Source organism: Actinomadura barringtoniae (assembly GCF_017573505.1).
Classification (GTDB): Bacteria; Actinomycetota; Actinomycetes; order Streptosporangiales; family Streptosporangiaceae; genus Spirillospora; species Spirillospora barringtoniae.
Genome location: NZ_JAGEOJ010000001.1, coordinates 724,437 through 746,778 on the forward strand (window position 1 = coordinate 724,437; position 22,342 = coordinate 746,778).

The window sequence follows — 22,342 nt, forward strand, 5'->3', positions numbered from 1 at the left end:
AAGTTCACCATGAGCTTCATTTCATTTTCGCTGGACCCAGAGTTCCGCATGCCCCTCTACCATGCGAACGACAAGAAATATCAGGCGCTCGGCGCATGGATTCTCGCCGATATCTCCAACAACAAGCGAGTGGCCCTGGACGCATTGGCCACGATCGCCGATATCGAGGCGGGGCGCCCGCTGACCGAGCCCTGGGACAGCGAGAACTACACCGTCGACTTCGGCCCGGCGGGGGTCGAGATCCAGAACGACTGGGTCAGCCACGAGAGCGGCAGCTACTCGCTCGCCGAGCTCAAGGAGGCCATCGAGACGTACTGGAAGTTCCTGGCCTCGATCCCCGACAACCCGGATCTGATCCGCGAGTTCCGCCCGGATCTACCGGAGTGGCAGGCGGCCATTCTCTCCTGGGAAGACACCTGGAAGCGCCCCCACCCCTATCGAGGCAAGCTGTTCTAACAGACGAACGTCGCCCCACCGGCGGAATCGCCATGGCATTCATGACCTTCACCCGGGACCGAGACGGCCTCCCGCTCTTCCACGCGGCGAAGCCCTATACGGCGCTCGGTTCCTGGCTGATCACCGACGTCTCCATTCACAAGGCGGTCGCGCTCGACGCGCTGGCGATGCTGGCGGACGTGTCGGTCGGGCGCGATCCGTTCACGCCGTGGAGCAGTGAGAACTACTCGGTGGCGTTCTCGTCGGCGGGCCTCAGCATCAGCGCCCACTACGCCGACGAGCAGAGTGAGTACCGGATCGCCGAGGCCCGCGAGGCCCTCGACGCGTTCTGGCGCTTCCTCGCCTCCCAGCCGGAACGGACCCACATGGTCCGCGAGTACTACCCCGACCTCCCGGAGACCGAGGCCGAGATCCGCTACTGGGAAGACCACTGGGGCCGCCCCCACCCCGACCGCGGAAGGCTCTTCTGACGAAAGGCTCGTCGCACTGACTCAGCGCATCATCGATGACATCGAGCGGGCTTATGGGTCGCTCTCCGAGCCGCGCTATTTCGGCATCACGCAGCGCATGGCGAAGCGGCCCTATGCCGCGTTCATCGAACGGCTGAGCTCCCGCTTCGAGGTCATCGACACGACGGACGAGAACGAGGATGTCGGGTTCATCCTGTCGTTGAGCCGCGGGGGCGAGGAGTGGGTTCTCGGGCTGTCGGCCGTTGCGGCCTGTGCGGTGTTCGCTCGGGCTGATCCGGTGAGTCAGGTGTGGACGGATGTGCTCACGGGGTCTTCGGAGGGGCTGCGCCCGGACGAGCGGGACGTGATCGACGGGGTGGCGGGGCTTGGGCTGCGGCTGCTGGGTCGAGAGCAACTCGAGCGGGTTGTTGGGCTGAACGTTGCGGGGATGGAGCCTGGTCAGGTGCGGGTTTATCAGGCCTTGTTCAGTGCTGCCGACATCCTTCCTTGGGATATTGAGGTGTTCAGGCGGCTGGGGCTCGCCTAGGATCCAAGATCAAAGCTCGGGAGGGGCAGTGGAGATTTCTCGGTCGGTGGGCCAGGCCGGACCGCCGTAGCCGGGGTCGGGAGTAGCGACCCGACCTGGCCGGTGTGGGTCCTGTGATGGGGCTCGCTCTTTATCGAGGAATCTGCTTTTGACTTCCGCTACCTACCGCTCGGTGTTGGCCGTGCGGGAGGCGCGTTTGCCGTTCTTCGGCAGTTGTGTCGCGCGCCTATCGTTTGCCGTTCTGCCGTTGGCTTTGATTCTGCTGGTTCGTGAAGCGACCGGGTCTTTTGGCGTTGCCGGGTTCACGTCTGGGGCGCTGGCGTCTACGGTGACGCTCTTCGCGCCTGCTCGTGCTCGTCTGATCGACCGGAGGGGCGCTCGGTATGGGCTGAGTGTTCTGACGGTGCTTTACCTGCTGGGGCTTTCTGGGTTGATCGGCCTGGCCGAGGCGGGGGCGGGGGCCGTTGCGCTGATCGTGGCTGCTGGGGTTGCGGGGGTTTTCGCTCCGCCGCTGGGGACGGTCATGCGGGTTCTGTGGGCGAGGATTCTGGACGGGCGGCCCCTGAACACTGCTTATGCCCTGGATTCCGTGACCGAGGAAGTGGTGTTCACGGTCGGGCCTCTGTTGGCGGGAGGGCTGATCGCTGTTGCCGAGCCGTTGGCGGCGATGGTCTTGGTGATGGGGCTGATCGGGCTTGGCACCGTCTGTTTTGTGGTGTCGGTCGAGCCGGGTGCGGCGAACGATGTCGAGGAGGCGGACGGGCGGCCTTTGGCGGTGGTGGGGATTCGGACCATCGTGCTGGCGTTCGCCGGGGTCGGGCTGGTCGTGGGCGTGCTGCAGGTGACGTTGCCGTTCATCGCCGACCGGGCCGGGTCGCCGGGGGCGGGTGGAGTCCTGCTGGCGATGCTGTCGGCGGGCAGCGCGATCGGGGGGATCTGGTACGGGCGCGTTCAGTGGCGCAGTGCGGCGGTCAAACGGTTCGTGGTGCTGGTCATCGCGTTCACGCTGACGCTGCTGCCGCTGGGGTTGATCGACGGCCCGGTGCGGGCGGGTGTGGTGGTGTTCGTGGTGGGTCTCAATCTCGCGCCGCTCTTCACTACTGCTTATTTCTTGGTGAACGATCTGGTCGCCGCGTCGGGAACGGCGCCTACGGAGGCCAACACCTGGGTGGCGACGGCCAACAACGGGGGCTTTGCCGCCGGTAGCGCGGTCGCGGGTGTGCTGCTGGATTCTCGGGGGCCGACCCTGACTGTCATGGCCGCCGTTGCGATTGCGGCGGTGATCGCTGTGGTGACGGTGCTGCGGCGGCGGACGCTGGTGTTGACGCCCGGCTGATGTCCCCCGGCTCCCGGACCGGTCGCGGCCAAGATCGGTCTCCCGACCCGGCGCGACCCGGCCGAGCGCGGGCTACCGGGGGTGGGAGGAGATGTGTTCGCCCACCTGGCGGACTAGGACTGCCATCTCGTAGCTGATCTGCGCGGGGTCCACGTCGGCGTCGCTGAGGACGGTGAGGGAGGCGCCCTCTCCCGCGGCGGTGACGAAGAGGAACGCGTCGCGCATCTCGATGATGGTCTGGTGGACCTCGCCCGCGCCGAACTGGGTGCGCGCGCCCTGGGCGAGGCTCTGCAGGCCCGCGGCCAGCGCGGACAGGTAGTTCGCGTCCTCGCGTTCGAGGCCGGCGGACGCGCCCATGAGGATGCCGTCCGCGGACTGCACGACGGCCTTGGACACCTGTGGGACCCGCTTCACGAGGCCGTCGATGAGCCAATCCAGCCGTTCGGTCGTTTCGCCCTTCACAGAGGTCCTCTCGTTGGTAGGCGGAACGTCGGCACATGATTCCACCGCCCCCGCGACAAGATCCACAAAACCCGACAAATGATCAGACAAGCGGCTAGGGTGGCCCGAGTTTTGATCACCCCGAGCAGCAAGGCAGGCGGTGCCGGGCATGACCAGCCCCAGGAAGACCAAGCGGCGGCGCTCCATCCGGTTCTCGCTCTACAGCCTGCTCATCATCCCGATGATCTCGCTGGTGACGCTCTGGGCGTTCGCCGCGCAGAGCACCGCGGCCGAGGCGATCCACCAGCGCAACATCGACACCACCAACAAGATCTACGGCAACGCGGTGCAGCCGATGCTGCTCACGCTGGCGCAGGAGCGGCAGGAGTCGGTGGTCTGGCTGAGCGGCGGCGGGACGCTGCCGCGCACGCCGATGGACGCCGTGCGCAAGAAGATGGACGCCACGATCGTCGCGATGAACGCGGCGGCCAAGTCCGGGAAGTTCCAGGACACGCTGTCGGCCGAGCTGAAGCGGCGGCTCGCGGACCTGATCGGCAAGCTCAACCGGATCTCGGCGGTGCGCGGCGACGTCGACTCGGGGTCGATGACCAAGCTCGCCGCGTTCAACGCCTACAACGACATCCTCGACACCCACTTCCGGTTCATCTACCTGCTGGTCGGCGACAGTAAGGACCAGCAGGCCTACCAGCTGACGAACGTGTCGCGCGCGATGGAGCTGGCCGGGCGCGAGGCGGCGCTGGTCGGCGGCGTGCTGGTCGCGGGCGGCCGGATGACCGCCGACGAGCGCGCCGCGATCTCCAAGCTGGTGTTCGAGCGTCGCTACCTGGAGAGCTCGGCGATGTCGGAGTTCAACCGGGCGAACGGCGACCCGTTCCGGCAGGTGCTGGCGGGCACGCCGACCACGAGCTTCAACTCGGTCGAGGACCACATCGTGGCGACCAACACCGGCAAGCGCCTCAAGCTCACGCCGCAGGCGTGGCAGGCGTCGGTGGGCACCTACCTCCAGCAGATGAACGGCGCACTTCTCAAGTCCCGCACCGTGCTGTCGGCGGACTCCAAGAACAGGTCCGACGCGACGATGCTCCGGCTCATCCTGGTCGGCGGCGTCGGGCTGGTCGCGATTCTCCTGACGGCGATCCTGATGCTGCGGTTCGGCCGCCGCATCAGCCGCGACCTGCTCGGCCTGCAGGGCGCCGCCCGCGACCTGGCCGACCAGCGCCTGCCCGGCGTCGTCACCCGACTGAAGCGCGGGGACGACGTGGACGTCGTGGCCGAGGCGCCGCCGCTGGAGGTCGGCAAGACCGCCGAGGTGGCCAACGTCGCCGCCGCGTTCTCCACCGTCCAGCGCACCGCGATCGAGGCCGCCGTCGGCCAGGCCGAGCTGCGCAAGGCGGTGAACGGGGTGTTCCAGAACCTGGCGCGCCGCAACCAGTCGCTGCTGCACCGCCAGCTGGCGATGCTGGACACGCTGGAGCGCAAGGCCTCCGACCCCGACGACCTCTCCGACCTGTTCGCCATCGACCACCTGACCACCCGCATGCGCCGGCACGCGGAAGGCCTGATCATCCTGTCCGGCTCGACGCCGGGCCGCGGCTGGCGGCACCCGGTCGGCGTCCTGGACGTGCTGCGCGGCTCGATCGGTGAGATCGAGGACTACGCGCGCGTCGAGGTGGTGAGCACGGCGGAGGAGGGGATCGTCGGCGCCGCCGTCGCCGACGTGGTCCACCTGCTGGCCGAGCTGCTGGAGAACGCGGTGACGTTCTCGCCGCCGAACACCGCGGTCGAGGTGGACGCCGGGCTGGTCGGCCGCGGGTTCGTGGTGGAGATCCAGGACCGCGGCCTCGGGATGAACGCCGAGAAGCTCGCCGGCATCAACCGGCAGCTCGCCCAGGAGCCCGAGTTCGACCTGGCGGGCGGCGAGCAGCTCGGGCTGTTCGTCGTCGGGACGCTCGCGCACCGGCACGGCATCAACGTCACGCTGCAGCCGAACGGCTACGGCGGCGTGACCGCGATCGCGCTCCTGCCGCACTCGCTCGTCGTCTCCCCCGACAAGATCGGCGTCGCCGAGCAGGCTCCGGAGCATTCCGGCGAGTACCGCGCCGAGCACTCGGGCGAGCACCGCGTTCACCAGACCGGGGAGTACCCGGCGCAGTCGCCCGCCTACGCGACCGGCGCCCACTCGACCGGCGCTCACTCGACGGGCGCTCACTCGACGGGCGCTCACTCGATGCCGACGCCGCCGCCTCCCGGGCAGCACGGTCCCGCGCAGCACGACCCGTTCAAGCCGCCGCTGAACGACCCGCTCAGCGCTCCCCTGCAGGCCACGGCGTACGACCCGCTGTCGGCCTCGGCGCACGACCCCTTGTCGGCTCCGGTGCCTCCGGCCTCGTCCGCTCCCGCGCCTCCCGCCCCGCAGTCGCCGCAGTCCACGCCGTACGCGGACGCCTCGTACGGGGACGCCGGCACCCACGCGGGCACCTCGGGCGCCGCGGCCTCCGCGGGCACCCACGCGGGGATGCCGCGCCGCGTACGCCGCGCGAACCTGGCCCCGCAGCTCCGCGACACCGGCCCGCAGTCGGCGCCGGACGAGGAGCAGCAGCCGGCCGAACGGCAGGCGCGTTCACCCGAGCGTGCCCGTTCGGTCATGTCATCGATGCAGAGCGGCTGGCGGCGCGGGCGGGCCTCGACTCCCCCGCCCGCACCCGGAAGCGACGAGGGTGAGCGATGACGGAACAAGCGATGACGGCCGCGCAGGTGCGCCAGCACCTCGACGCGCTGCTGAGCCGGGTGCAGGTGGCGGGCGTCGCCGTGCTGCTGTCCACCGACGGGCTGGTCGTGGCGTCCTCCTCCGGGCTCGACCGGGAGAACGCCGACCATCTGTCCGCCCTGGTGGCGGGCGTTCAGGGACTCGCGCGCGGCGCGTGCAACCGGTTCGCCGGGGGTGAGCTGATGCAGAGCGTCATCGAGATGGACACGGCGCTGGTGTTCATGGTCCCGGCCGGGGATCACGCGTGCCTGGCCGCCGTCATCCCCGCGGACTCCGACGCGGGCACGGTCGCCTTCGAGCTGACCGAGCTCGCCGAGCGGCTGGCCGAACGGCCGCCGGTGGTCCCGCGGCTGTCGGGGTCCAGCGCGAGGTGAGCACCGGTGAGCGATGACCGCTGGCTCGACGCGGACGCGGGGCCGATCTTCCGGCCCTACACCGTCACGCGCGGCCGGACCCGGCTTCGCGCCGACGCACTGAACCTGATCACCCTGCTGGAGGCGACCGGCGTGCCCGTGCCGCGCCGGATGCGGCTGGACCCCGAGCACCGCAGGGTGCTGGCGGTCTGCCGGCGGCCGGTCACGCTCGCCGACCTGTCGTCCGAGATCGACCTGCCCGTGGGCGTCGTGCGCGTCCTGGTCGACGATCTGCGCGACGAGAACCTGCTCAGGGTGCTGACGCCGACCCCCACCGGCGACGTCCCGGACGAGCTCGTACTAAGGAAGCTGCTGCATGGACTACGCGCCCTCTGACACCACGGGCCAGCCGATCGCCGCGAAGATCCTCATCGCGGGCGGGTTCGGGGTGGGCAAGACGACGATGGTCGGCTCGATCAGCGAGATCCGCCCGCTGCGCACCGAGGAGTACCTCACCGACAAGGGCGTCGGCGTGGACGACGTCACCGGCGTCGCCGGCAAGACCAGCACGACCGTGGCGATGGACTTCGGCCGCATCACCATGCCCGACGACCTGGTCCTCTACCTCTTCGGCACGCCCGGCCAGCAGCGGTTCTGGTTCATGTGGGACGAGCTGGCGCTCGGCGCCATCGGCGCGGTCGTGCTCGCCGACGTCCGCCGCCTCGCCGACTGCTTCGCCGCCGTCGACTACTTCGAGGACCGCCGCACCCCGTTCGTGGTCGCGGTGAACTGCTTCGACGGCGCCGAGCGCAAGAACCCGGAGGACGTGCGGATCGCGCTCGACCTGGAGGAGGACGTGCCGCTGGTGCTGTGCGACGTCCGCAACCGCGAGTCGGCCAAGCACGTGCTGATCACCATGATCGAGCACGTCCTCTCCTCCAGCGCCGCAGCCCGCCGCTGACCGCCAGGCCGCCCGACCGCCCGGCCGCCCCGCCGTTTACCCCCGGCCGCCCGGCCGCCTGACCCCGACCGCCTGACCCCGCACATGTACAAACCCCCGCCAGAAGGAGTCACAGTGGGCGCAAAGCTCGCAGGCAAGTCCGTCCTGATCACCGGTGCCGCCACGGGCATCGGTTCGGCGACGGCGCGCACGTTCGCCTCGTACGGCGCCAAGGTCGTGGTCGCCGACATCAACGAGGAGGGCGGGCGCGACACCGTCGCCGCCATCGAGAAGGACGGTGGCGAAGCGATCTTCGTCCGCACCGACGTCACCTCGGGCGCCGACGTTCAGGCCGCGGTCCAGGCGGCCGTGAGCGCGTACGGCCGCCTCGACTGCGCGGTCAACAACGCCGGCGTCGAGCAGCAGGGCACCCCGCTGCACGAGATCGGCGAGGAGACCTGGGACCAGCTGTCCGCGGTGAACCTCAAGGGCGTCTGGCTCTCCATGAAGCACGAGATCATCCAGATGCTCGGCCAGGGCGGCGGCGGCACGATCGTCAACATGGCCTCGATCGCCGGCGTCGTCGGCCTCCCCCTCGGCATCTCCGACTACTCGGCCACCAAGGGCGGCGTCGTCGCGCTGACCCGTACCGCCGCCATCGAGTACGTCAAGCAGGGCATCCGCATCAACGCCGTGTGCCCCGGCGTCGTCCGCACCGCGATGCTCGACGGCGCGATCCAGGCCGGCATGTTCACCGAGGCCGAGGCCGCCGCCCTGCACCCGAGCGGCGAGCTGATCTCCCCCGAGGACGTCGCCGAGACCTTCGCCTTCCTGGCCTCGGACGAGTCCAAGCACATCTACGGCCAGGCCATCGCCCTGGACGGAGGCATGTCCGCCGGCTGACCCGAGCCGACGCCGACCGCCCGCCGACCGCCCGCCGACCGCCCGCCGACCGACCCCGGCTAAGAGGCGGGTTCGGGGCTCCGGGTCAGGGCCCCGGCGACCCCGGTGTCGGGGTCGGTGTCGTAGCCGGCAGCGAACGCGGCCCGATAGATGGACTCGCCAAGGGCATCCTCAGCTCGGCTTTCGCATTTCCTGCGAAGGGCGACCATGCTCGGCGAGTCCATCTGGGCGCTGCCGATGAGGTGCCAGTAACGCTGGCCGAGGCCGAGCAGCCACGCGGCCCGTGCGGCGTCTCCGGTGGCGAGGACGGCCGAGGCCAGGCCGTCCAGGACCACCGCGATGCCGGTGCTGTTGCCGAGCACCCGATGCCCTTCGAGGGCATCGCGGGCGTGGCCGGTCGCGGCGGCGGGGTCGCCCTGGGCCAGGGCCACCATCGCCAGAACGTGGTCGGCGTAGGCGCGCACCCAGCGTTCACCCTGATCTACACAGTCCGCACGGAGGTCTTCGCCGACCCGGCGAGCCTGGGTGAGCTCGCGTGCGCCGAAGTGGGTGTAGAGGCGGACCAGGCGGAACTGGAACGGGACGATCCGATAGCGGGGATCTTCCATGAACGTGCCCGGGGCCGGGGCCGCGTCGAGCACCTCCGTGGCCCGGGTGACGTCTCCCCGCATGGCCAGGCTCATGCCGGAGAGCACGGCGGCCGCCATGGCTTCCTGATCGTTGTCCGCGGCCGCCGCGCACAAGGTCCCCCAGTGTCCCGCCGCCCTCAGGTCGCCCTGGGCGAACGCGATGGAGCCGCGCGCGAACAGCGCCCAGGTCCGGGCGGCCCCCGGTTCGGGGTCGGACCGCAGGACGGCCTCCAGGCAGCGCTGCCCCTCCCGGGGGAATCCGCAGTGCCGCCAGAGGAAGCCGACGTGCCCGGCCATGTCCAGGGCGAAGGTCGGCTCGATCAGGCTGTAGCCCATGGCCGCACGCATGTTGGCGTGCTCGGTGATGACGCGTTCGCACCACGGCCGCTGCCGGGGGCCGGCCCACTCGGCGCATCCCTGGCGGGCCAGGGCCAGGTAGTGGTCGCGATGGCGGCGGCGAAGCGTGTCGTACTCCCCCAGGGTCCGCAGCCAGAACGCGCCGTACTCCCGGACGGTGTCCAGCATCCGGTAGCGCCCCGAGCCCGACCTGGTCAGGATCGAGGCGTTGACGAGCGCGCCCAGCGCGGCCGTGATCTCCTTGGCGGTCAGGTGCCGGTCGGCGCAGACCCGCCGGGCGGCCTCCTCGTCGAAGGTGTCGGCGAAGACCGAGAACCTCGCCCAGGCCAGCCGTTCGTGCGGGCCGCACAGTTCGTGGCTCCAGCCGATCGCGGTGCGCAGCGCGCGATGGCGGGGGTCGTCGTGACGTTCTTCGTACTCCCAGGGGTCGCCGGAGTCATCGGCGGCGCCGTTCAGCACCTCGAACCGGTCGTCCAGCCGGTCGGCCAGCTCCTTCAGGGAAACGTCGGGCAGCCGGGCGGCGGCCAGCTCGATCGCCAGCGGCAGCCCCTCCAGCTTCCGGCACACCCGGAGCGCGTCGGCCCGGTCGTCGTCGGTCAAGGAGAATCCGGGCACCGCGGCGGCGGCGCGATCGGCGAGCAACGCCATCGCGTCCTGTGGCCCCGCTCCGGTCTCGTCCGGGACGGGCAGCGGCCCGACCGTCAGCAGCCGCTCGTCGGGCAGGACCAGCGGACGGCGGCTGGTCGCCAGGACGTGCAGGCCGGGCGCGGCGTCCAGCAGCGCCGCGACGACCATCGCGCAGGAGTCCAGGACATGCTCGCAGGTGTCCAGGACCACCAGCAGCCGGCGTCCGGCCAGGTATTCGGCGAGGACGTCGAGCATCGGGCGGGTGGTCTGGTCGGCCAGCGGCAGGGTCTCGGCGATCGTGTGCGTCAGGAGCGAGCCCTGTCCGAGGGGTGACAGTTCCACCAGCCACGCCCCGTCGTCGAACTTCGGGCGCAGCTCGGCGGCGGCCCGCAGGGCCAGGCGGGTCTTGCCGACCCCGCCCGGCCCGGTGAGCGTCACCAGCCGCGATTGCGCGCACAGCACTCTGACCTGCGCCAGCTCGCCGTCCCTGCCCACCATGCGGGTCGGTTCCGCGCGCAGGTTTCCGACCTGAGGCCCGATCGGCATGGTCACTACCCCGGTCCGCTCGGCCACGTCCTGTGTGACACGTCCTGTATGAAGAGCTTGCCTGACCATCGTGCGTTCCGTCAGGCGTCTCGGTTTTTGAGGAGGGTCGCGCCGGTGAGGAGGGAGGCGGCGGTCCAGAGGAGGAGGACTCCCAGGGCCGCCTTGGGTGAGAGCTCCATCTTGATGTTGGACTGGACGGCGAGGCCCGCGTTCAGGGGGCACATCTTCCAGAAGAAGCGCTGCCAGGACGGCTTGGAGACCATGAACGAGAGTGTCGGGAGTACGTACAGGACCGCGTAGACGACGCCGATGGAGACGGCGGTGTCGCGGATGGCGGTGGCTATGCCGAGGCTGATCAGGGCGATCAGGGCCAGGTAGAGGATCGCGCCGGAGATGGCCCGCAGGGCCGGGTCGTGGCCGGGCAGGACGAGGTGGCCGACCAGGAGTGCGGTCGGGACGGCTATCGCGGCGGCGGCCAGGGTCAGGGCGGTGACGACGGTGGCCTTGGCGGCGAAGACGGTCGTACGGCGGGGCATGGCGGTGAGGGTCGTGTGGATCATGCCGGTGCCGTACTCGTTGCAGACCGCCAGAACGGCCAGGAGGGCCACGACCGCCTGGCCGGCCTGGACGCCCATCAGGCTGAGTCCCACACGCCCGCACGAGGCGGACGTGCAGGAGCCCGTTGCCGCCGCGCTGCCCCCGATGGTCACGGCGATGGCGGCGAGGAGGAGCCAGGGCGTGCTCCGCAGGGTGGTGAGCTTGGTCCACTCCGCGCGCAGTTCCAGCCTCATGCGTCCCTCCGGCGCAGCATGTACGCGGCCAGGCCGAGCGCCAGGACGGCATAGGCGCAGGTGACCGCGAAGCCCGCCAACGGCGAGAGGGGATAGAAGCCCTCCTGCGGAACGTAGTTGCCCACGACCTGGTGGTAGGACGGGATCGCCTGCTGTACGGAGAAGCCGGCGGCCGGGGTCAGCCGCATCATCCATTGCGCCACTCCTGACGGGAGGACCGAGGTCGTCGCCAGGATGTGCGGCAGCACGATGAGCGCGACGCACGCGGTGATGGCGGCGGCGCTGCGGCGGAAGATCGAGCCGAGGGCCAGGGCGATGACCGCGACGGCCGCGAGGAGTGCGGCGGTGCCGACGATGACTCTGGCCTCGGTGAACGTGCTGACGGGGAGGATGTAGTTGCCGTTCTGGCGCAGGATGTGGCTCGCCAGCGGCACGATGACCGCGGCCGCGATCAGCCCTGCGACCAGGGAGACCCCGGCGATGACCGCGGTCTTGGCCAGGAGGGGGCGGACGCGGCGGGGCTCGGCCATGAAGGTCGCGCGGATCAGGCCGCGCCGGTATTCGGCGGTCATGAACCCGGCGGCGATGACGATCACGGCGATGAGGCCGAGGGTGGCGCCCATGAGGGTGTTGGAGATGCTCATGCCCTCGATGCGCGGCGCGATGTCGCCGACGCCGGTGATGGTGAACGTTCCGCCGGACTGGGCGAGCCCGCCTGGGTGGTGGGGCGTCCCGTCGGCCTCCTTCTCGACGCCGATGTCGTCCTTGGCCCATGCCGCCGAGGTCTGGCCCTGCACCGAGATCTGGTCGACGACGGCGGTGGCCTGGGAGAAGCGCATGGTGGAGGACGCGCCGCCGAAGTCGCCCTTGGTCACCGTGATGGCGCCCGGGGAGGAGGCGAACAGGCCGATCTGCGCCGTGGCGGGCAGCTTGGCCAGGTGAACGGTGCCGACTTTGCTCCACTGGCTGCCGTCGGTGGACTCATAGCCGGTGAGGGTCTGGCCGGAACGGGTGAGCCGGAGCCAGCGCGGGCCGTTGCCCGGCCGCCCGGCGACGTCGTGGGTGAAGTCGTACTGCATCCGCACGCCGTGCTTGCCGGTCATCATGATCGCGGCGTACGTCGCGCCCTGCCTGGTGCCGTCCTTGACCATGATCCCGGCCTTGGACCACGGTTCCAGCTCGGGGATGACGTTCCGCACGCCCGGGACCGCGTCGGCCGCGCGGGCCTCGCCGGTCATGGAGTTCACGCGGACGGTCATGCTGCCGTCGCCGGGCAGCGTCCGGTGCACGAAGTAGAACCGGTCGACCACGCCCTGCCCGCCCGGGCCCACCGGGTCGATGGGACAGCCCGTGGCGGGGCCGCCGCACGACGAGTGGCTGCCCTCGGCGGCCAGCCACCCCAGGAAGACGATCAGCAGCGCGGCGACGACCATCCCGATCAGCCAGCCGCGGACCGTACGGAACTTGGTCCATTCGGCGCGGACCAGCCCTGCGGCGGTCATCGGGCCGCCTCCGCCCGGAACTCCACGGAACTGCGGGTCAGCTCCATGTAGGCCTCCTCGAGCGTCGCCCGCTCGGCCGCGATCTCGGAGAACGGCACCCCGGCGGCGCCGAGCACCGCCACGACGCGTTCGGAGGCCAGGCCCAAGATCTTCACCAGGCCCGTGCCGTCCACCGTGGCGGTGCCGCCCGCCTGGACCAGGGCGGCGGAGGCCCGTTCCGGCTCCGGGGTGCGCACGCCGACCCGGCCGTTCGACGCGGCGGCGATCAGCTCGGCCACGCCGGTGTCGGCGATCACCTTGCCGCGTCCGACGACCACGAGGTGGTGGGCGGTGCCCTCCAGCTCGCTCATCAGATGGCTGGACACCAGGACCGCGCGGCCCTCGGCGGCCAGCCCCCGCAGCAGGCCGCGGATCCACATGATCCCCTCGGGGTCCAGGCCGTTCACCGGCTCGTCCAGCATCAGGATCGGCGGATCGCCGAGCAGCGCGGCGGCGATCCCGAGCCGCTGCCGCATGCCCAGCGAGAACCCGCCCGCGCGGCGCCGTGCGACCCCGGCCAGCCCGACCGTCTCGAGCACCTCGTCCACCCGCCGCGCGTCCAGCCCCTGGGACCGGGCCATCCACAGCAGGTGGTTGCGGGCGCTGCGGCTCGGCTGCAGCGCGGCCGCGTCCAGCAGGGCCCCGACGTGCAGCAGGGGCGTGCGCAGCGTCGCGTACGGGCGGCCGCCGACCAGGGCCTTGCCCCGGTCGGCGGCGTCCAGCCCGAGGATCACGCGCATGGTGGTGGACTTGCCGGAGCCGTTCGGGCCGACGAAGCCCGTCACCTGCCCCGGCCGCACCGTGAAGGACATCCCGTCGAGCGCCTTGGTCGCCCCGAACCTCTTGTGCAGGCCGGCGACCTCGATCATCGCTTCCATGGCCACTGTTGTATTGAGGAGCCCATAACGCCGCCCGAACGACCGCTGTCACATCCTTGTTAGGCAGGGCAGGGCATCCTGGTGACCATGAGGTTCCCACTGCCGGCCCGCACCGTGCGGCTGCGTTTCACCGTGCTGTACGGCGCGCTGTTCCTGTTGTCCGGCGTCGGGCTCCTGATCATCTCCGGGCTGGTGACGCTGGGCAGCACCCAGAGCGCGAGCGCCCCCGTCCAGAACCGCGGCGTGGAGCAGCCTTCGGTTGTCGCCGCGCAGCAGCAGCAGATCGAGCACCTGCAGAACGAGCTGGCGAACGTCCACGACGTCCAATCGCGGCAGCTGCTGGTCGGGTCGGTCGTGGCGCTCGCCGTCATGGCCGTGCTGTCGATCGTGCTGGGGCGGCTCCTCGCGGGCCGGGTGCTGCGCCCGCTGCGCACGATCACCGCGGCGACCCGCCGCATCTCCGCCGAGAACCTGCACGAACGCCTCGGCGTGCCCGGCCCGTCCGACGAGGTCAAGGAGCTCGCCGACACGATCGACGGGCTGCTCGGCCGGCTGGAGGCCTCGTTCGCCGCCCAGCGCCGGTTCGTCGCGAACGCCTCGCACGAGCTGCGCACCCCGCTGACGACGATGCGGGCCGCCGTCGACGTCGCCGTGGCCAAGCCTGACCCGGTACCGCGCCAGACCGTCGCGCTCGCCGACCGGATCCGCACCGAGCTGGACCAGGTCGACCGGCTGCTGGACGGCTTCCTCACCCTCGCCCGCACACAGCACGGCGACTCGGCCGACGCCGCGGTCGTCTCACTCGGCACGATGGCCGCCGCCGCGCTGGACGAACGCGCCGACGACATCGCCGCCAAGTCCCTGACGATTCAGAGCGACATCGCCTCCGCCCGGACGCGCGGCAGCCGCACGCTGCTCAGCCGGATGGTCGGCAACGTGATCGACAACGCGGTCGCGCACAACCAGGACGGCGGCTTCATCCGGATCGAGGCGTCCTCCGGCGGCGGCTCGGCGTGGCTGGTCGTCGAGACCGGCGGCCGGGTCCTGGAGCCCGCTCAGGTCGCGCTGCTGACCGAGCCGTTCCAGCGCCTCGGCGCCGACCGGACCTCCTCCGACGGCGGTTCGGGGCTCGGCCTGTCGATCGTCGCGGCCGTCGCCGCCGCGCACGGCGGCGACCTGGACCTGCGCGCCCGCCCAGAGGGCGGCCTGCGCGTCACGATCACCCTCCCGGAGAACGCGCCGCCCGAGAAGGCCGGCAGGGCGCTCCCGGAGAGCGGGGCGCGGACGTGAGGGTCCTGGTCGTCGAGGACGCGCGTTCCCTCGCCGACACCCTGGCCGAGGGGCTGCGCGACCAGGGCATGGCGGTGGACCTGGCCTACGACGGCCTCGAGGCGGCGGCCAAGCTCGACCTGAACGCCTACGACGTGGTGATCCTCGACCGCGACCTGCCCGGCGTGCACGGTGACGCCCTCTGCCAGATGATCACCGAACGGGACGAGCGGGCCATGGTCCTGATGCTGACGGCCGCCGGTTCGCCCGGCGACCGGGTCGCGGGCCTGACGCTGGGGGCCGACGACTACCTGGCCAAGCCGTTCCACTTCCCCGAGCTCGTGCTGCGCATCCGCTCGCTGGCGCGCCGCCGGCCGGCCGCCCGCGCCCGCGTTCTGCGTACGGCGGGCATCGAGCTCGACCCCGCGCGCCGTACGGTCACCCGCGACGGCCGCCCGCTCGAGCTCTCGGTCAAGGAGTTCGCCCTCCTGGAGGCTCTCCTGCGCGCCACACCTGCGTTCCTCAGCACCGAGGAGCTGCTTGAGCAGGTGTGGGACGAGCACGCCGACCCGCTCACCAACACCGTGACCGTCACGATCGGGCGCCTGCGCCGCAAGCTCGGCGACCCGCCGATCATCACGACCACCCCAGGCGTCGGCTACCGCATCCTGTAGTCCCTCGCCCGGTCGTTCTCGACGGCGCCACAACCCCCATTAGGGGCGGCGGTCAAATAATCACCCGTAGGTCGGGCCAACCGTCCGCTGTTAACGTGAAAGATCCGAGACCCTCCTTCCCCTGGCGGCCTTGCCCGTGACCTCACAGTCAGACCAAGTTCAGCCGGACCCCACCATCGCTCCCATCGAGGAACCGGCGATCGAACCGCAGGAGGCACCGATCCTGCGCCGCGCCGTCGCCGAGTTCCTCGGCAGCGGCCTGCTCGTGACCGTGGTGATCGGTTCGGGGATCATGGCCCAGCGGCTCTCCCCCGACGACATCGGACTGCAGCTCCTGGAGAACTCCACCGCCACCGTGTTCGGCCTGGCCGCGCTGATCCTGATCTTCGGGCCGGTGTCGGGCGCGCACTTCAACCCGGTCGTCACGCTCGCCGACTGCGTCCTGCAGCGCAGGCCCTACCGGGACGCCGCCGTCTACCTGCCGGTCCAGATCATCGGCGGGATCGGCGGCGCGATGCTGGCGAACGTGATGTTCGACCTGCCCTGGGTGACCGAGTCCCACAAGGACCGGTCACAGGCGCATCTGTGGATCGGCGAGCTGGTCGCGACGCTCGGCCTGATCGTGCTGATCTTCGCGCTGGTGCGAACGGAACGGACCGCGCTCGCGGGTCCGGCGGTCGGCGCCTACATCGGCGCCGCCTACTGGTTCACCTCGTCGACCTCGTTCGCCAACCCGGCCGTCACGATCGGCCGCGCGTTCAGCAACACCTTCGCCGGGATCGAGCCGGCCTCGGTCTCCGGCTTCATCATCGCCCAGCTGGTCGGAGGCGCCGTCGGCGTCGCATTGATCATGTACTTCTACCCGGCGCGCCGCTAGCGCGGGCGGCCCGCGGGCAGGGCGAAGGTCCCGCCCCGACGGGCCGCTCGGCACTGTCTCGCGCGGGTGCGCCGGGTAAGGCTGGTGGCGAACCAAGGAGGTCGTCATGCAGGTCATGCCCGAAGCACGGCGCGTGGTCGTCGGGGTCGACGGCTCGCCGAACTCGATGGCCGCACTGCGCCGCGCGTCCGACGAGGCGTTCCGCCGGTCGGCCCGGCTCGAGGTGGTGCGCGTGCTGGACGGAACGCCCGGCCGGATCCGCACCGCCAGGGCCTGGCTCCGGCTGCGCACCCTGGCCGCGCGCAAGATCCCGCGGTCGCGGCACATCCTCACCCGCCTGCGGATCGTCTACGGCGACCCCGCGGCCGTGCTGCCCCAGGCGGCCGAACGGGCGGAACTGCTGGTCATCGGCGCGCGGGTGAACTCGCAGCACGGCAACCCGTTCGGCGGCCACACCGTGCCGATCGTGCTGGACACCTCGCCCTGCGAGGTCGTCATCTGCGCCGACCACGCCGCGAGCGCGCGGGCCCGCACCGACCACTGATCACCGCGGGGACGCGCTGCCCCGCAGGGCGCGCTGAGCCCGCAGGGACGCGCGCCGAGGTCAGTCGTGCAGCGGGACCCGCCAGGTGAGCACGGTCCCGCCGGTCGCGCGTCCCTCGACGGTGAACGAGCCGCCGAGCGACTCCGCGCGGGCGGCCATGTTGGCGAGCCCGCTGCGCCGCCCGTTCGCCGGTACGCCGACGCCGTCGTCCTGCACGCGCAGCACGAGCTCGTCGCCGACGTCGATCACCACGGCGGCCTCGCCGGCCCTGGCGTGCCGCGACACGTTCGACAGCGCCTCCTGCACGACCGCCAGCAGCTGCTCGCCGACCGCCTCGTCGACGGCGGTGTCCAGCAGCCCGTCCAGCCGTACCGACGGCGCGAAGCCCAGGTTCTCGGCGCTGGCGTCCACGACCTCGTGCAGCCGCCCGCGCAGGCTCAGGTCGTCGGGCCCGGACTGCAGCGCGAAGATGGTCGAACGGATCTGCCGGATCGTGTCGTCCAGGTCGTCCACCGCGCGCTGCACCCGCTGCGCCACGTCCGGCTTCTGCGTGATCTTGATGGCGCTCATCAGCGTCATGGCCGTCGCGAACAGCCGCTGGATGACGGTGTCGTGCAGGTCCTTGGCGATCCGGTCGCGGTCCTCGAACAGCACCAGCCGCTCGGCGTCCAGGCGCCGTTCGGCCAGCTCCAGCGCGACCGCCGCCTGCGCCGCGTAGGTCTGCAGCAGCCGCTCCGCGACCTCGTCGAACACCCGCCCGCCCGGCGGGTTGATCACCGAGATCACGCCGCGCGCCGAGTCGCCCAGCCCGAGCGGCACCAGCAGGATCGGCCCGACCCGGTCAGGGTCGAGCGCCTTGGCGCGTTCCGCGGCCGAGCGCCCGTCGGCCCGGCGGCACGGCTCGCCGGTCTCGTACACCGGGCCCGCCAGCGAGCCCTCGATGGGGACCCGCAGCCCGCGCAGCCGCTCGGCGCCCTCGCCGTCCGCCGCGATGATGGTGAACTCGCCCGTCATCTCGTCGGCGAGCGCGACCGTGGCGAGGGCCGCGTCCGCGCTCTCGCGGGCCCGGCGGGTGACCAGCTCGGTGACCCGCATCGAGTCGGTGCCCGACAGCAGCGCCGTGGAGATCTCCGCCGAGGCCTCCAGCCACCGCTCCCGCCGCCGGGTCTCCTCGTAGAGCCGCGCGTTCTCGATCGCGACTCCGGCGGCCGTCGCCAGGGCGCCGACCACGGTCTCGTCGTCCTCGTCGAACTCGGCGCCACCGTTCTTCTCGGTCAGGTAGAGGTTGCCGAAGACCTGGTCGCGGACCCGGATCGGGACGCCGAGGAAGCTGCGCATCGGCGGGTGGTTCGCCGGGAAGCCGTAGGAGGCGGGATGCGCCGCGATGTCGGGGAGCCGCAGCGCGTGCGGCTCCTTGATGAGCAGGCCGAGGAGTCCGTGCCCGTGCGGCCAGTGCCCGATGGCCTCGATCTCCTCCTGGCCGACGCCGACGGTGACGAACTCCACCAGGCGTTCGCGTTCTTCGGAGATGACGCCGAGCGCGCCGTAGCGCGCGTCGGCGAGGGCGGTCGCCGCCTCGGTGATCCGGCGCAGTACGGTCGCCAGATCCAGCTCCCCGCCGATCGAGACGACGGCCTCCAGGAGGGCGTGCACCCGGTCGCGGGTCGCGCGCGCGGTCTCCAGCCGTGTCTGCAGCTCGGTCAGCAGATCATCGAGACGCAGCTGAGGAAGTAGGGGTCGGCCGGGCGCCCCGCCCGGTCCTTCGTCGGGCGTCACGCGGACATTATGACCCGGTTCCGCTCCGTGAACACCGGCGTTCAGCCTCGCGGCGTGACCGGACCCGGCTACGTGAAATGAGCGGACCCTGTAACGCCCCGGACGGGACGTTCGGCCCTGCCGGGCGCGGCCCGCGGAGCGCAGCCTGATGACATGAAGCGGGACGAATGCGGGCTTCAGGTCCTCGACCGGATCGAGTGCCTGGCCCTGATGCGATCCGTGCCGGTCGGCCGGATCGTGTTCACCGAGCGCGCGCTGCCGGCGGTCCAGCCGGTCGGCTTCGCGCTCGATGACGACGGCGGCGGCCACTGCGTGGTCATCCAGGCCACGCCGGAATCGCGGCTCGCCGCAGCCACGCGCGACTCCATCGTCGCGTTCCAGACCGACGCGTTCGACGCCGCCGACGGCACGGGCTGGTCGGTCACGGTGATCGGATGGGCCCGCGCGGTCCACGACCAGACGATCAGGATCTCCTGCCGGCGGGTCACCGGCTACCGCCATGTGCGCCAGGAGGTGACGTTCGGCGAAAAGGCAAGGACGTTGGTCCCTATTGATCCGTCCGATTAAGCGGGACCCTCGGGGACATGCGCTTTGATCAGGGGGGCCTGGAGATTCTCGGCGCGGACGAATGCCGGACTCTCCTCGGATCGGCGCCACTCGGCCGCGTGGTCTTCACCGATCAGGCGCTGCCCGCGGTCCAGCCGGTGAACTTCGCCCTCCTGGACGGCGATGTGATCATCCGTACCTCGGTCGACTCGAAGCTGTCGGCGGCGGCCGAGGGGGCGATCGTCGCGTTCGAGGTGGACGACTTCGACGCCGCCGCGCACACCGGCTGGTCGGTGGTCGCGGTCGGCGAGGCCCGGGTGGTCCGCGACCCTGGCGAGCGCGCCGAGCTCGACGCGCTGCCGCTGCGCTCGTGGGCGCCGGGTGAACGGGACCAGTTCATCCGGATCCGCCTGGAGATGCTGCGAGGCCGCCGCATCCCAGGCGGCAGCCCTACTCCCGAACGAACTCCCGGATGAGCGCGGCGAACCTCCCCGGCTGATCGAGCGGCAGCAGCGTGTAGCTGTCCTCGACCTCGACGAGCCGACCCTGCGGGAGCAGTTCGGCGAGCCTGCGGCCGTGCTCGGGCGGCATCACCCGGTCCTCGCTCGCCCACACCACCAGCGCGGGGCGCTCGAAGCCCGGCAGCCGTTCGGCGACCGGAATCAGGAACCGCCGGTCGGCCGCCGCCGCGCGCAGCACCCGCACGGTGTCACGACGGATCTCCGGCCGCGTCAGCACGGGTCGCATCCACCTCTTGGCGCTGGCGTCCCCGCGCTTGGTCAGCCAGCCGAACGCGATCGGCAGCCGCCGCACCGGCTTCAGCCGCATCTGCTGCATGAACAGCCCGAACGCACGTGGCGGCAGCCTGCCGCCGGCCACCAGCGTCCGGCCGGTCAGCCCCGGCGGGAAGTTGTCGAACGCGTCGCACGAGGCGAGCACCGCCCGTTCCACCCGCTTCTGGTCGCCGGTCATGAGCAGCTGGACGAGCGCGCCGCCGGTGTCGACGCCGACGAGCGTGACGTCGCGAAGGTCGAGCCGTTCGAGGAACTCGCCGACGAGCGCGGCGATGCCCGGCAGCGACAGGTCGGCGCCGGCGTTCATGCCGTGGCGATGCGCGCCGAGCGGCAGCGTCGGCACCACGCACCGATGGTCGGCCGACAGCTCGGAGACCATGTCGTCCCAGAGCGAGCCGTCCATCATCAGGCCGTGCAGCAGCACGAGCACGGGCCCGTCGCCGCTGTCGGTGTAGTCGATCGTTCCGGCGGACAGCTCGACCGTGCTCATGCCTGCGCTCCCGCGGCGGGCTCCGCGTCCACTCCTTCGGCGATCAGGTGGCGGCGCAGGAACGCCACCTCGGCCTCCACGACCCGCTCGTGGGCGTCCAGGAACGGCGCGTAGTGCCCGCCCGGCACCCGGAACAGCTCGCCGCGCGGGGCCTGCCGCGCGACCTCGATCGAGGGTCCGGGAAGGGCCGACTGGTCCTGATCCGCCACGACGACCAGCAGCGGGCAACGGACCCGGGCCGCGTCGCGCCCCGGCCGGTAGGACCCGATGCCGAACGTGGAACGCGCGGCGACGTTCTGCTGCCATTGCGAGTAGCGGCCGTCCGGATCGAGCGCGTCCGGGGCGACGATGGCATCGGGGGTGGTCAGGGCCGCGACCGTCCCCGGCCGCCCGCCGAGCGGGACCAGCCGCGGCGGCCGCCCGGCCAGTCCGAGAACGGCGTCGGCCAGGCCCAGGACCGTGAGCCGCAGCATCGCGGACGGCCTCTGATGCCGGGCCGCGTTGCGCGTGAGCTTCAGCCCGTCGACGCCCGGCGTCTGGGCGATGGCGGCCGCGACCCGCGCGTCCCGCGCCGCTGTACGGAGAACGTGACCGCCCGCTGACGAGAAGCCCCAGAGCGCGATCCGGTCGGGATCGACGCCGGGCAGCGTACGGGCGAACTCGATGGCGGCCCGCCAGTCGGCGAGCTCATCCTTGATCCGGACGACCTGGCGCGGCGTGCCGCCGCTCTCCCCCAGCCGTCGCGGGTCGAACGCCAGGACGCCGAAGCCGGCCTCCTGGAAGCGCCGGGCGAAGCGGTCGGTGCCCGGCTCCTTGGTCACGGCGAACCCGCCGCACATGATGACGCAGGTGCCGCTTGTCCCCGGGTAGTACCACGCGGCGCAATCGTCGCCGCCACTGGCGAAACGAACCTTCTCGCGTTCGGTCATACCAAAAGTGAACCACGTGGTTCACATCATGTCGACGGCGGGGTCCCACAAGGCGCCTCTTAAGCGCTCTCCTCGCGTTCCAGCGCGCGGATCAGGGCCTCGAACCCGGCCTGCACGCCCGCCTCGTCGCCGCTGACGAGCCGTTCCAGCAGGAAGCCGCGCAGCGTCGCGAGCGTCATCTCGGCGACCTCGTCCTTGCGCCGCTCGGACCAGCCGTCCGGGCACAGGGACCGCAGCATCGGGATGTACTGCCGGGAGGCCTGCCGGCCGAGCTCGCCGTAGCGGCCCGAGTCGTACTGCGCGAGGCCCATCGCCTGGTCGAGCACCCGGCGCAGGCCCGGCTCCTCCTCGGTGAGGGTGGGCCACAGGGCGCGCACGCGCTCGGCCAGCGTCCCGTAAGACTCCAGGGTCAGGGCGGTCGCGTTGTCGATCCGGCGCTGGCGCAGCTTGGCGACGGCCTGGACGAGCAGGTCCTCGGCGCCGTCGAAGTAGTAGAGCAGCACCTTGTGGGTGGCGCCCGCCGCCCGCGCCGCGCGCCGCAGCGAGAAGTCCACCAGCCCGTTGGCCGCCAGGTCGTCGGTGACGCGGTCGAGCAGCTCCCGGCGCCGGGCCTCGCCCTTGGCCGACCCGGCCGACCGCCGGTAGCCGGGCGAGCCGTTCTGGTCGGACGCGCCCTCGGAGGCGCTGTCGTCAGAGGCACTGTCCTCAGAGGCACTGTCCTCAGAGGCGTTCTGGTCAGAGGTTGTCACCATGACAGCTTCCACGTTCGGGGGCCGTACATGAGAGCGGCACCCCGGGTCTGAACGGTGGCGCTATCGATTCCCCAGACCCGGGGTGCCTCATCCCATCACCGTGGCGGGG

At 71.4% G+C, this 22,342-nt stretch carries 24 protein-coding genes; 15 read left to right on the plus strand and 9 right to left on the minus strand.

Features of this window, described 5'->3' with window-relative positions; all coding sequences use genetic code 11:
• Positions 1-9 precede the first annotated feature (9 nt).
• From J4573_RS03250 to J4573_RS03265, 4 genes are all read left to right on the plus strand, one after another.
• Positions 10-456, plus strand: coding sequence for a hypothetical protein (locus J4573_RS03250; RefSeq protein ID WP_208253659.1), 447 nt, complete (start codon positions 10-12; stop codon positions 454-456).
• A gap of 32 nt (positions 457-488) precedes the next feature.
• On the plus strand, positions 489-926 hold the full coding sequence (locus tag J4573_RS03255) for a hypothetical protein (protein WP_208253660.1): 438 nt from the start codon (positions 489-491) through the stop codon (positions 924-926).
• 97 nt (positions 927-1,023) lie between these two features.
• Entirely contained in the window at positions 1,024-1,452 is a 429-nt protein-coding gene (locus tag J4573_RS03260; RefSeq protein ID WP_208253661.1) for a hypothetical protein, read from the plus strand.
• 148 nt (positions 1,453-1,600) lie between these two features.
• Complete coding sequence (locus tag J4573_RS03265; protein WP_208253662.1) at positions 1,601-2,788, plus strand: MFS transporter; 1,188 nt, start codon at positions 1,601-1,603, stop codon at positions 2,786-2,788.
• A 72-nt stretch (positions 2,789-2,860) separates the two neighbouring features.
• Here J4573_RS03265 and J4573_RS03270 read toward each other — a convergent pair whose 3' ends face one another.
• Positions 2,861-3,250 (minus strand): roadblock/LC7 domain-containing protein, encoded by a 390-nt coding sequence (locus J4573_RS03270; RefSeq protein WP_307796464.1) that lies wholly within the window; start codon positions 3,248-3,250, stop codon positions 2,861-2,863.
• A gap of 148 nt (positions 3,251-3,398) precedes the next feature.
• On the opposite strand from J4573_RS03270, the gene J4573_RS03275 reads away from it, so the two are divergent.
• The 5 genes from J4573_RS03275 to J4573_RS03295 all read left to right on the plus strand — a co-directional run bounded on the left by J4573_RS03275 (position 3,399) and on the right by J4573_RS03295 (position 8,213).
• Positions 3,399-5,978, plus strand: a complete 2,580-nt coding sequence (locus J4573_RS03275; protein WP_208253663.1) for a sensor histidine kinase — start codon at positions 3,399-3,401, stop codon at positions 5,976-5,978.
• Positions 5,975-6,391, plus strand: coding sequence for a roadblock/LC7 domain-containing protein (locus J4573_RS03280; RefSeq protein ID WP_208253664.1), 417 nt, complete (start codon positions 5,975-5,977; stop codon positions 6,389-6,391). The genes J4573_RS03275 and J4573_RS03280 overlap by 4 nt, the downstream gene beginning before the upstream one ends.
• 6 nt (positions 6,392-6,397) lie before the next feature.
• The gene (locus tag J4573_RS03285) at positions 6,398-6,766 is read left to right on the plus strand and encodes a DUF742 domain-containing protein (protein ID WP_208253665.1); all 369 of its coding nucleotides are present in this window, start codon (positions 6,398-6,400) and stop codon (positions 6,764-6,766) included.
• Positions 6,747-7,331: a GTP-binding protein gene (locus J4573_RS03290; RefSeq protein WP_208253666.1), complete on the plus strand. Its 585-nt coding sequence runs from the start codon at positions 6,747-6,749 to the stop codon at positions 7,329-7,331. The genes J4573_RS03285 and J4573_RS03290 overlap by 20 nt, the downstream gene beginning before the upstream one ends.
• A gap of 114 nt (positions 7,332-7,445) precedes the next feature.
• Positions 7,446-8,213, plus strand: a complete 768-nt coding sequence (locus J4573_RS03295; RefSeq protein WP_208253667.1) for a glucose 1-dehydrogenase — start codon at positions 7,446-7,448, stop codon at positions 8,211-8,213.
• A gap of 59 nt (positions 8,214-8,272) precedes the next feature.
• Here J4573_RS03295 and J4573_RS03300 read toward each other — a convergent pair whose 3' ends face one another.
• From J4573_RS03300 to J4573_RS03315, 4 genes are all read right to left on the minus strand, one after another.
• Positions 8,273-10,372 carry an ATP-binding protein gene (locus J4573_RS03300; RefSeq protein WP_208253668.1) on the minus strand — a complete coding sequence of 700 codons (2,100 nt, stop codon included), beginning with the start codon at positions 10,370-10,372 and terminating at the stop codon, positions 8,273-8,275.
• A gap of 80 nt (positions 10,373-10,452) precedes the next feature.
• Positions 10,453-11,163 (minus strand): ABC transporter permease, encoded by a 711-nt coding sequence (locus J4573_RS03305; RefSeq protein WP_208253669.1) that lies wholly within the window; start codon positions 11,161-11,163, stop codon positions 10,453-10,455.
• On the minus strand, positions 11,160-12,665 hold the full coding sequence (locus J4573_RS03310; RefSeq protein ID WP_208253670.1) for a DUF1349 domain-containing protein: 1,506 nt from the start codon (positions 12,663-12,665) through the stop codon (positions 11,160-11,162). Before J4573_RS03310 ends, J4573_RS03305 begins: the two co-directional genes overlap by 4 nt.
• On the minus strand, positions 12,662-13,573 hold the full coding sequence (locus J4573_RS03315) for an ATP-binding cassette domain-containing protein (RefSeq protein ID WP_208253837.1): 912 nt from the start codon (positions 13,571-13,573) through the stop codon (positions 12,662-12,664). The genes J4573_RS03310 and J4573_RS03315 overlap by 4 nt, the downstream gene beginning before the upstream one ends.
• Positions 13,574-13,669: 96 nt before the next feature.
• Here J4573_RS03315 and J4573_RS03320 point away from each other — a divergent pair, with 96 nt between their 5' ends.
• From J4573_RS03320 to J4573_RS03335, 4 genes are all read left to right on the plus strand, one after another.
• Positions 13,670-14,872 carry a sensor histidine kinase gene (locus tag J4573_RS03320; protein WP_208253671.1) on the plus strand — a complete coding sequence of 401 codons (1,203 nt, stop codon included), beginning with the start codon at positions 13,670-13,672 and terminating at the stop codon, positions 14,870-14,872.
• Positions 14,869-15,525 (plus strand): response regulator transcription factor, encoded by a 657-nt coding sequence (locus J4573_RS03325; RefSeq protein ID WP_208253672.1) that lies wholly within the window; start codon positions 14,869-14,871, stop codon positions 15,523-15,525. The genes J4573_RS03320 and J4573_RS03325 overlap by 4 nt, the downstream gene beginning before the upstream one ends.
• 136 nt (positions 15,526-15,661) lie before the next feature.
• Positions 15,662-16,402, plus strand: a complete 741-nt coding sequence (locus J4573_RS03330) for an aquaporin (protein WP_208253673.1) — start codon at positions 15,662-15,664, stop codon at positions 16,400-16,402.
• A gap of 106 nt (positions 16,403-16,508) precedes the next feature.
• Positions 16,509-16,946, plus strand: a complete 438-nt coding sequence (locus J4573_RS03335; RefSeq protein WP_208253674.1) for a universal stress protein — start codon at positions 16,509-16,511, stop codon at positions 16,944-16,946.
• A gap of 60 nt (positions 16,947-17,006) precedes the next feature.
• Here J4573_RS03335 and J4573_RS03340 read toward each other — a convergent pair whose 3' ends face one another.
• Complete coding sequence (locus tag J4573_RS03340) at positions 17,007-18,722, minus strand: GAF domain-containing sensor histidine kinase (RefSeq protein ID WP_208253675.1); 1,716 nt, start codon at positions 18,720-18,722, stop codon at positions 17,007-17,009.
• A gap of 153 nt (positions 18,723-18,875) precedes the next feature.
• Between J4573_RS03340 and J4573_RS03345 the strand changes: the two genes are divergently transcribed.
• Together J4573_RS03345 and J4573_RS03350 are read left to right on the plus strand one after the other, a co-directional pair.
• Positions 18,876-19,289 carry a pyridoxamine 5'-phosphate oxidase family protein gene (locus J4573_RS03345; protein WP_208253676.1) on the plus strand — a complete coding sequence of 138 codons (414 nt, stop codon included), beginning with the start codon at positions 18,876-18,878 and terminating at the stop codon, positions 19,287-19,289.
• A 17-nt stretch (positions 19,290-19,306) separates the two neighbouring features.
• The gene (locus tag J4573_RS03350; RefSeq protein ID WP_208253677.1) at positions 19,307-19,744 is read left to right on the plus strand and encodes a pyridoxamine 5'-phosphate oxidase family protein; all 438 of its coding nucleotides are present in this window, start codon (positions 19,307-19,309) and stop codon (positions 19,742-19,744) included.
• Here J4573_RS03350 and J4573_RS03355 read toward each other — a convergent pair.
• From J4573_RS03355 to J4573_RS03365, 3 genes are read right to left on the minus strand one after another with little or no spacing between them, the layout of a single operon-like run.
• Positions 19,719-20,552, minus strand: a complete 834-nt coding sequence (locus J4573_RS03355; protein ID WP_208253678.1) for an alpha/beta fold hydrolase — start codon at positions 20,550-20,552, stop codon at positions 19,719-19,721. The genes J4573_RS03350 and J4573_RS03355 overlap by 26 nt on opposite strands.
• Complete coding sequence (locus J4573_RS03360) at positions 20,549-21,481, minus strand: alpha/beta hydrolase (RefSeq protein WP_208253679.1); 933 nt, start codon at positions 21,479-21,481, stop codon at positions 20,549-20,551. Before J4573_RS03360 ends, J4573_RS03355 begins: the two co-directional genes overlap by 4 nt.
• A 59-nt stretch (positions 21,482-21,540) precedes the next feature.
• Positions 21,541-22,233 (minus strand): TetR/AcrR family transcriptional regulator, encoded by a 693-nt coding sequence (locus tag J4573_RS03365; RefSeq protein WP_208253680.1) that lies wholly within the window; start codon positions 22,231-22,233, stop codon positions 21,541-21,543.
• Positions 22,234-22,342: the final 109 nt, after the last annotated feature.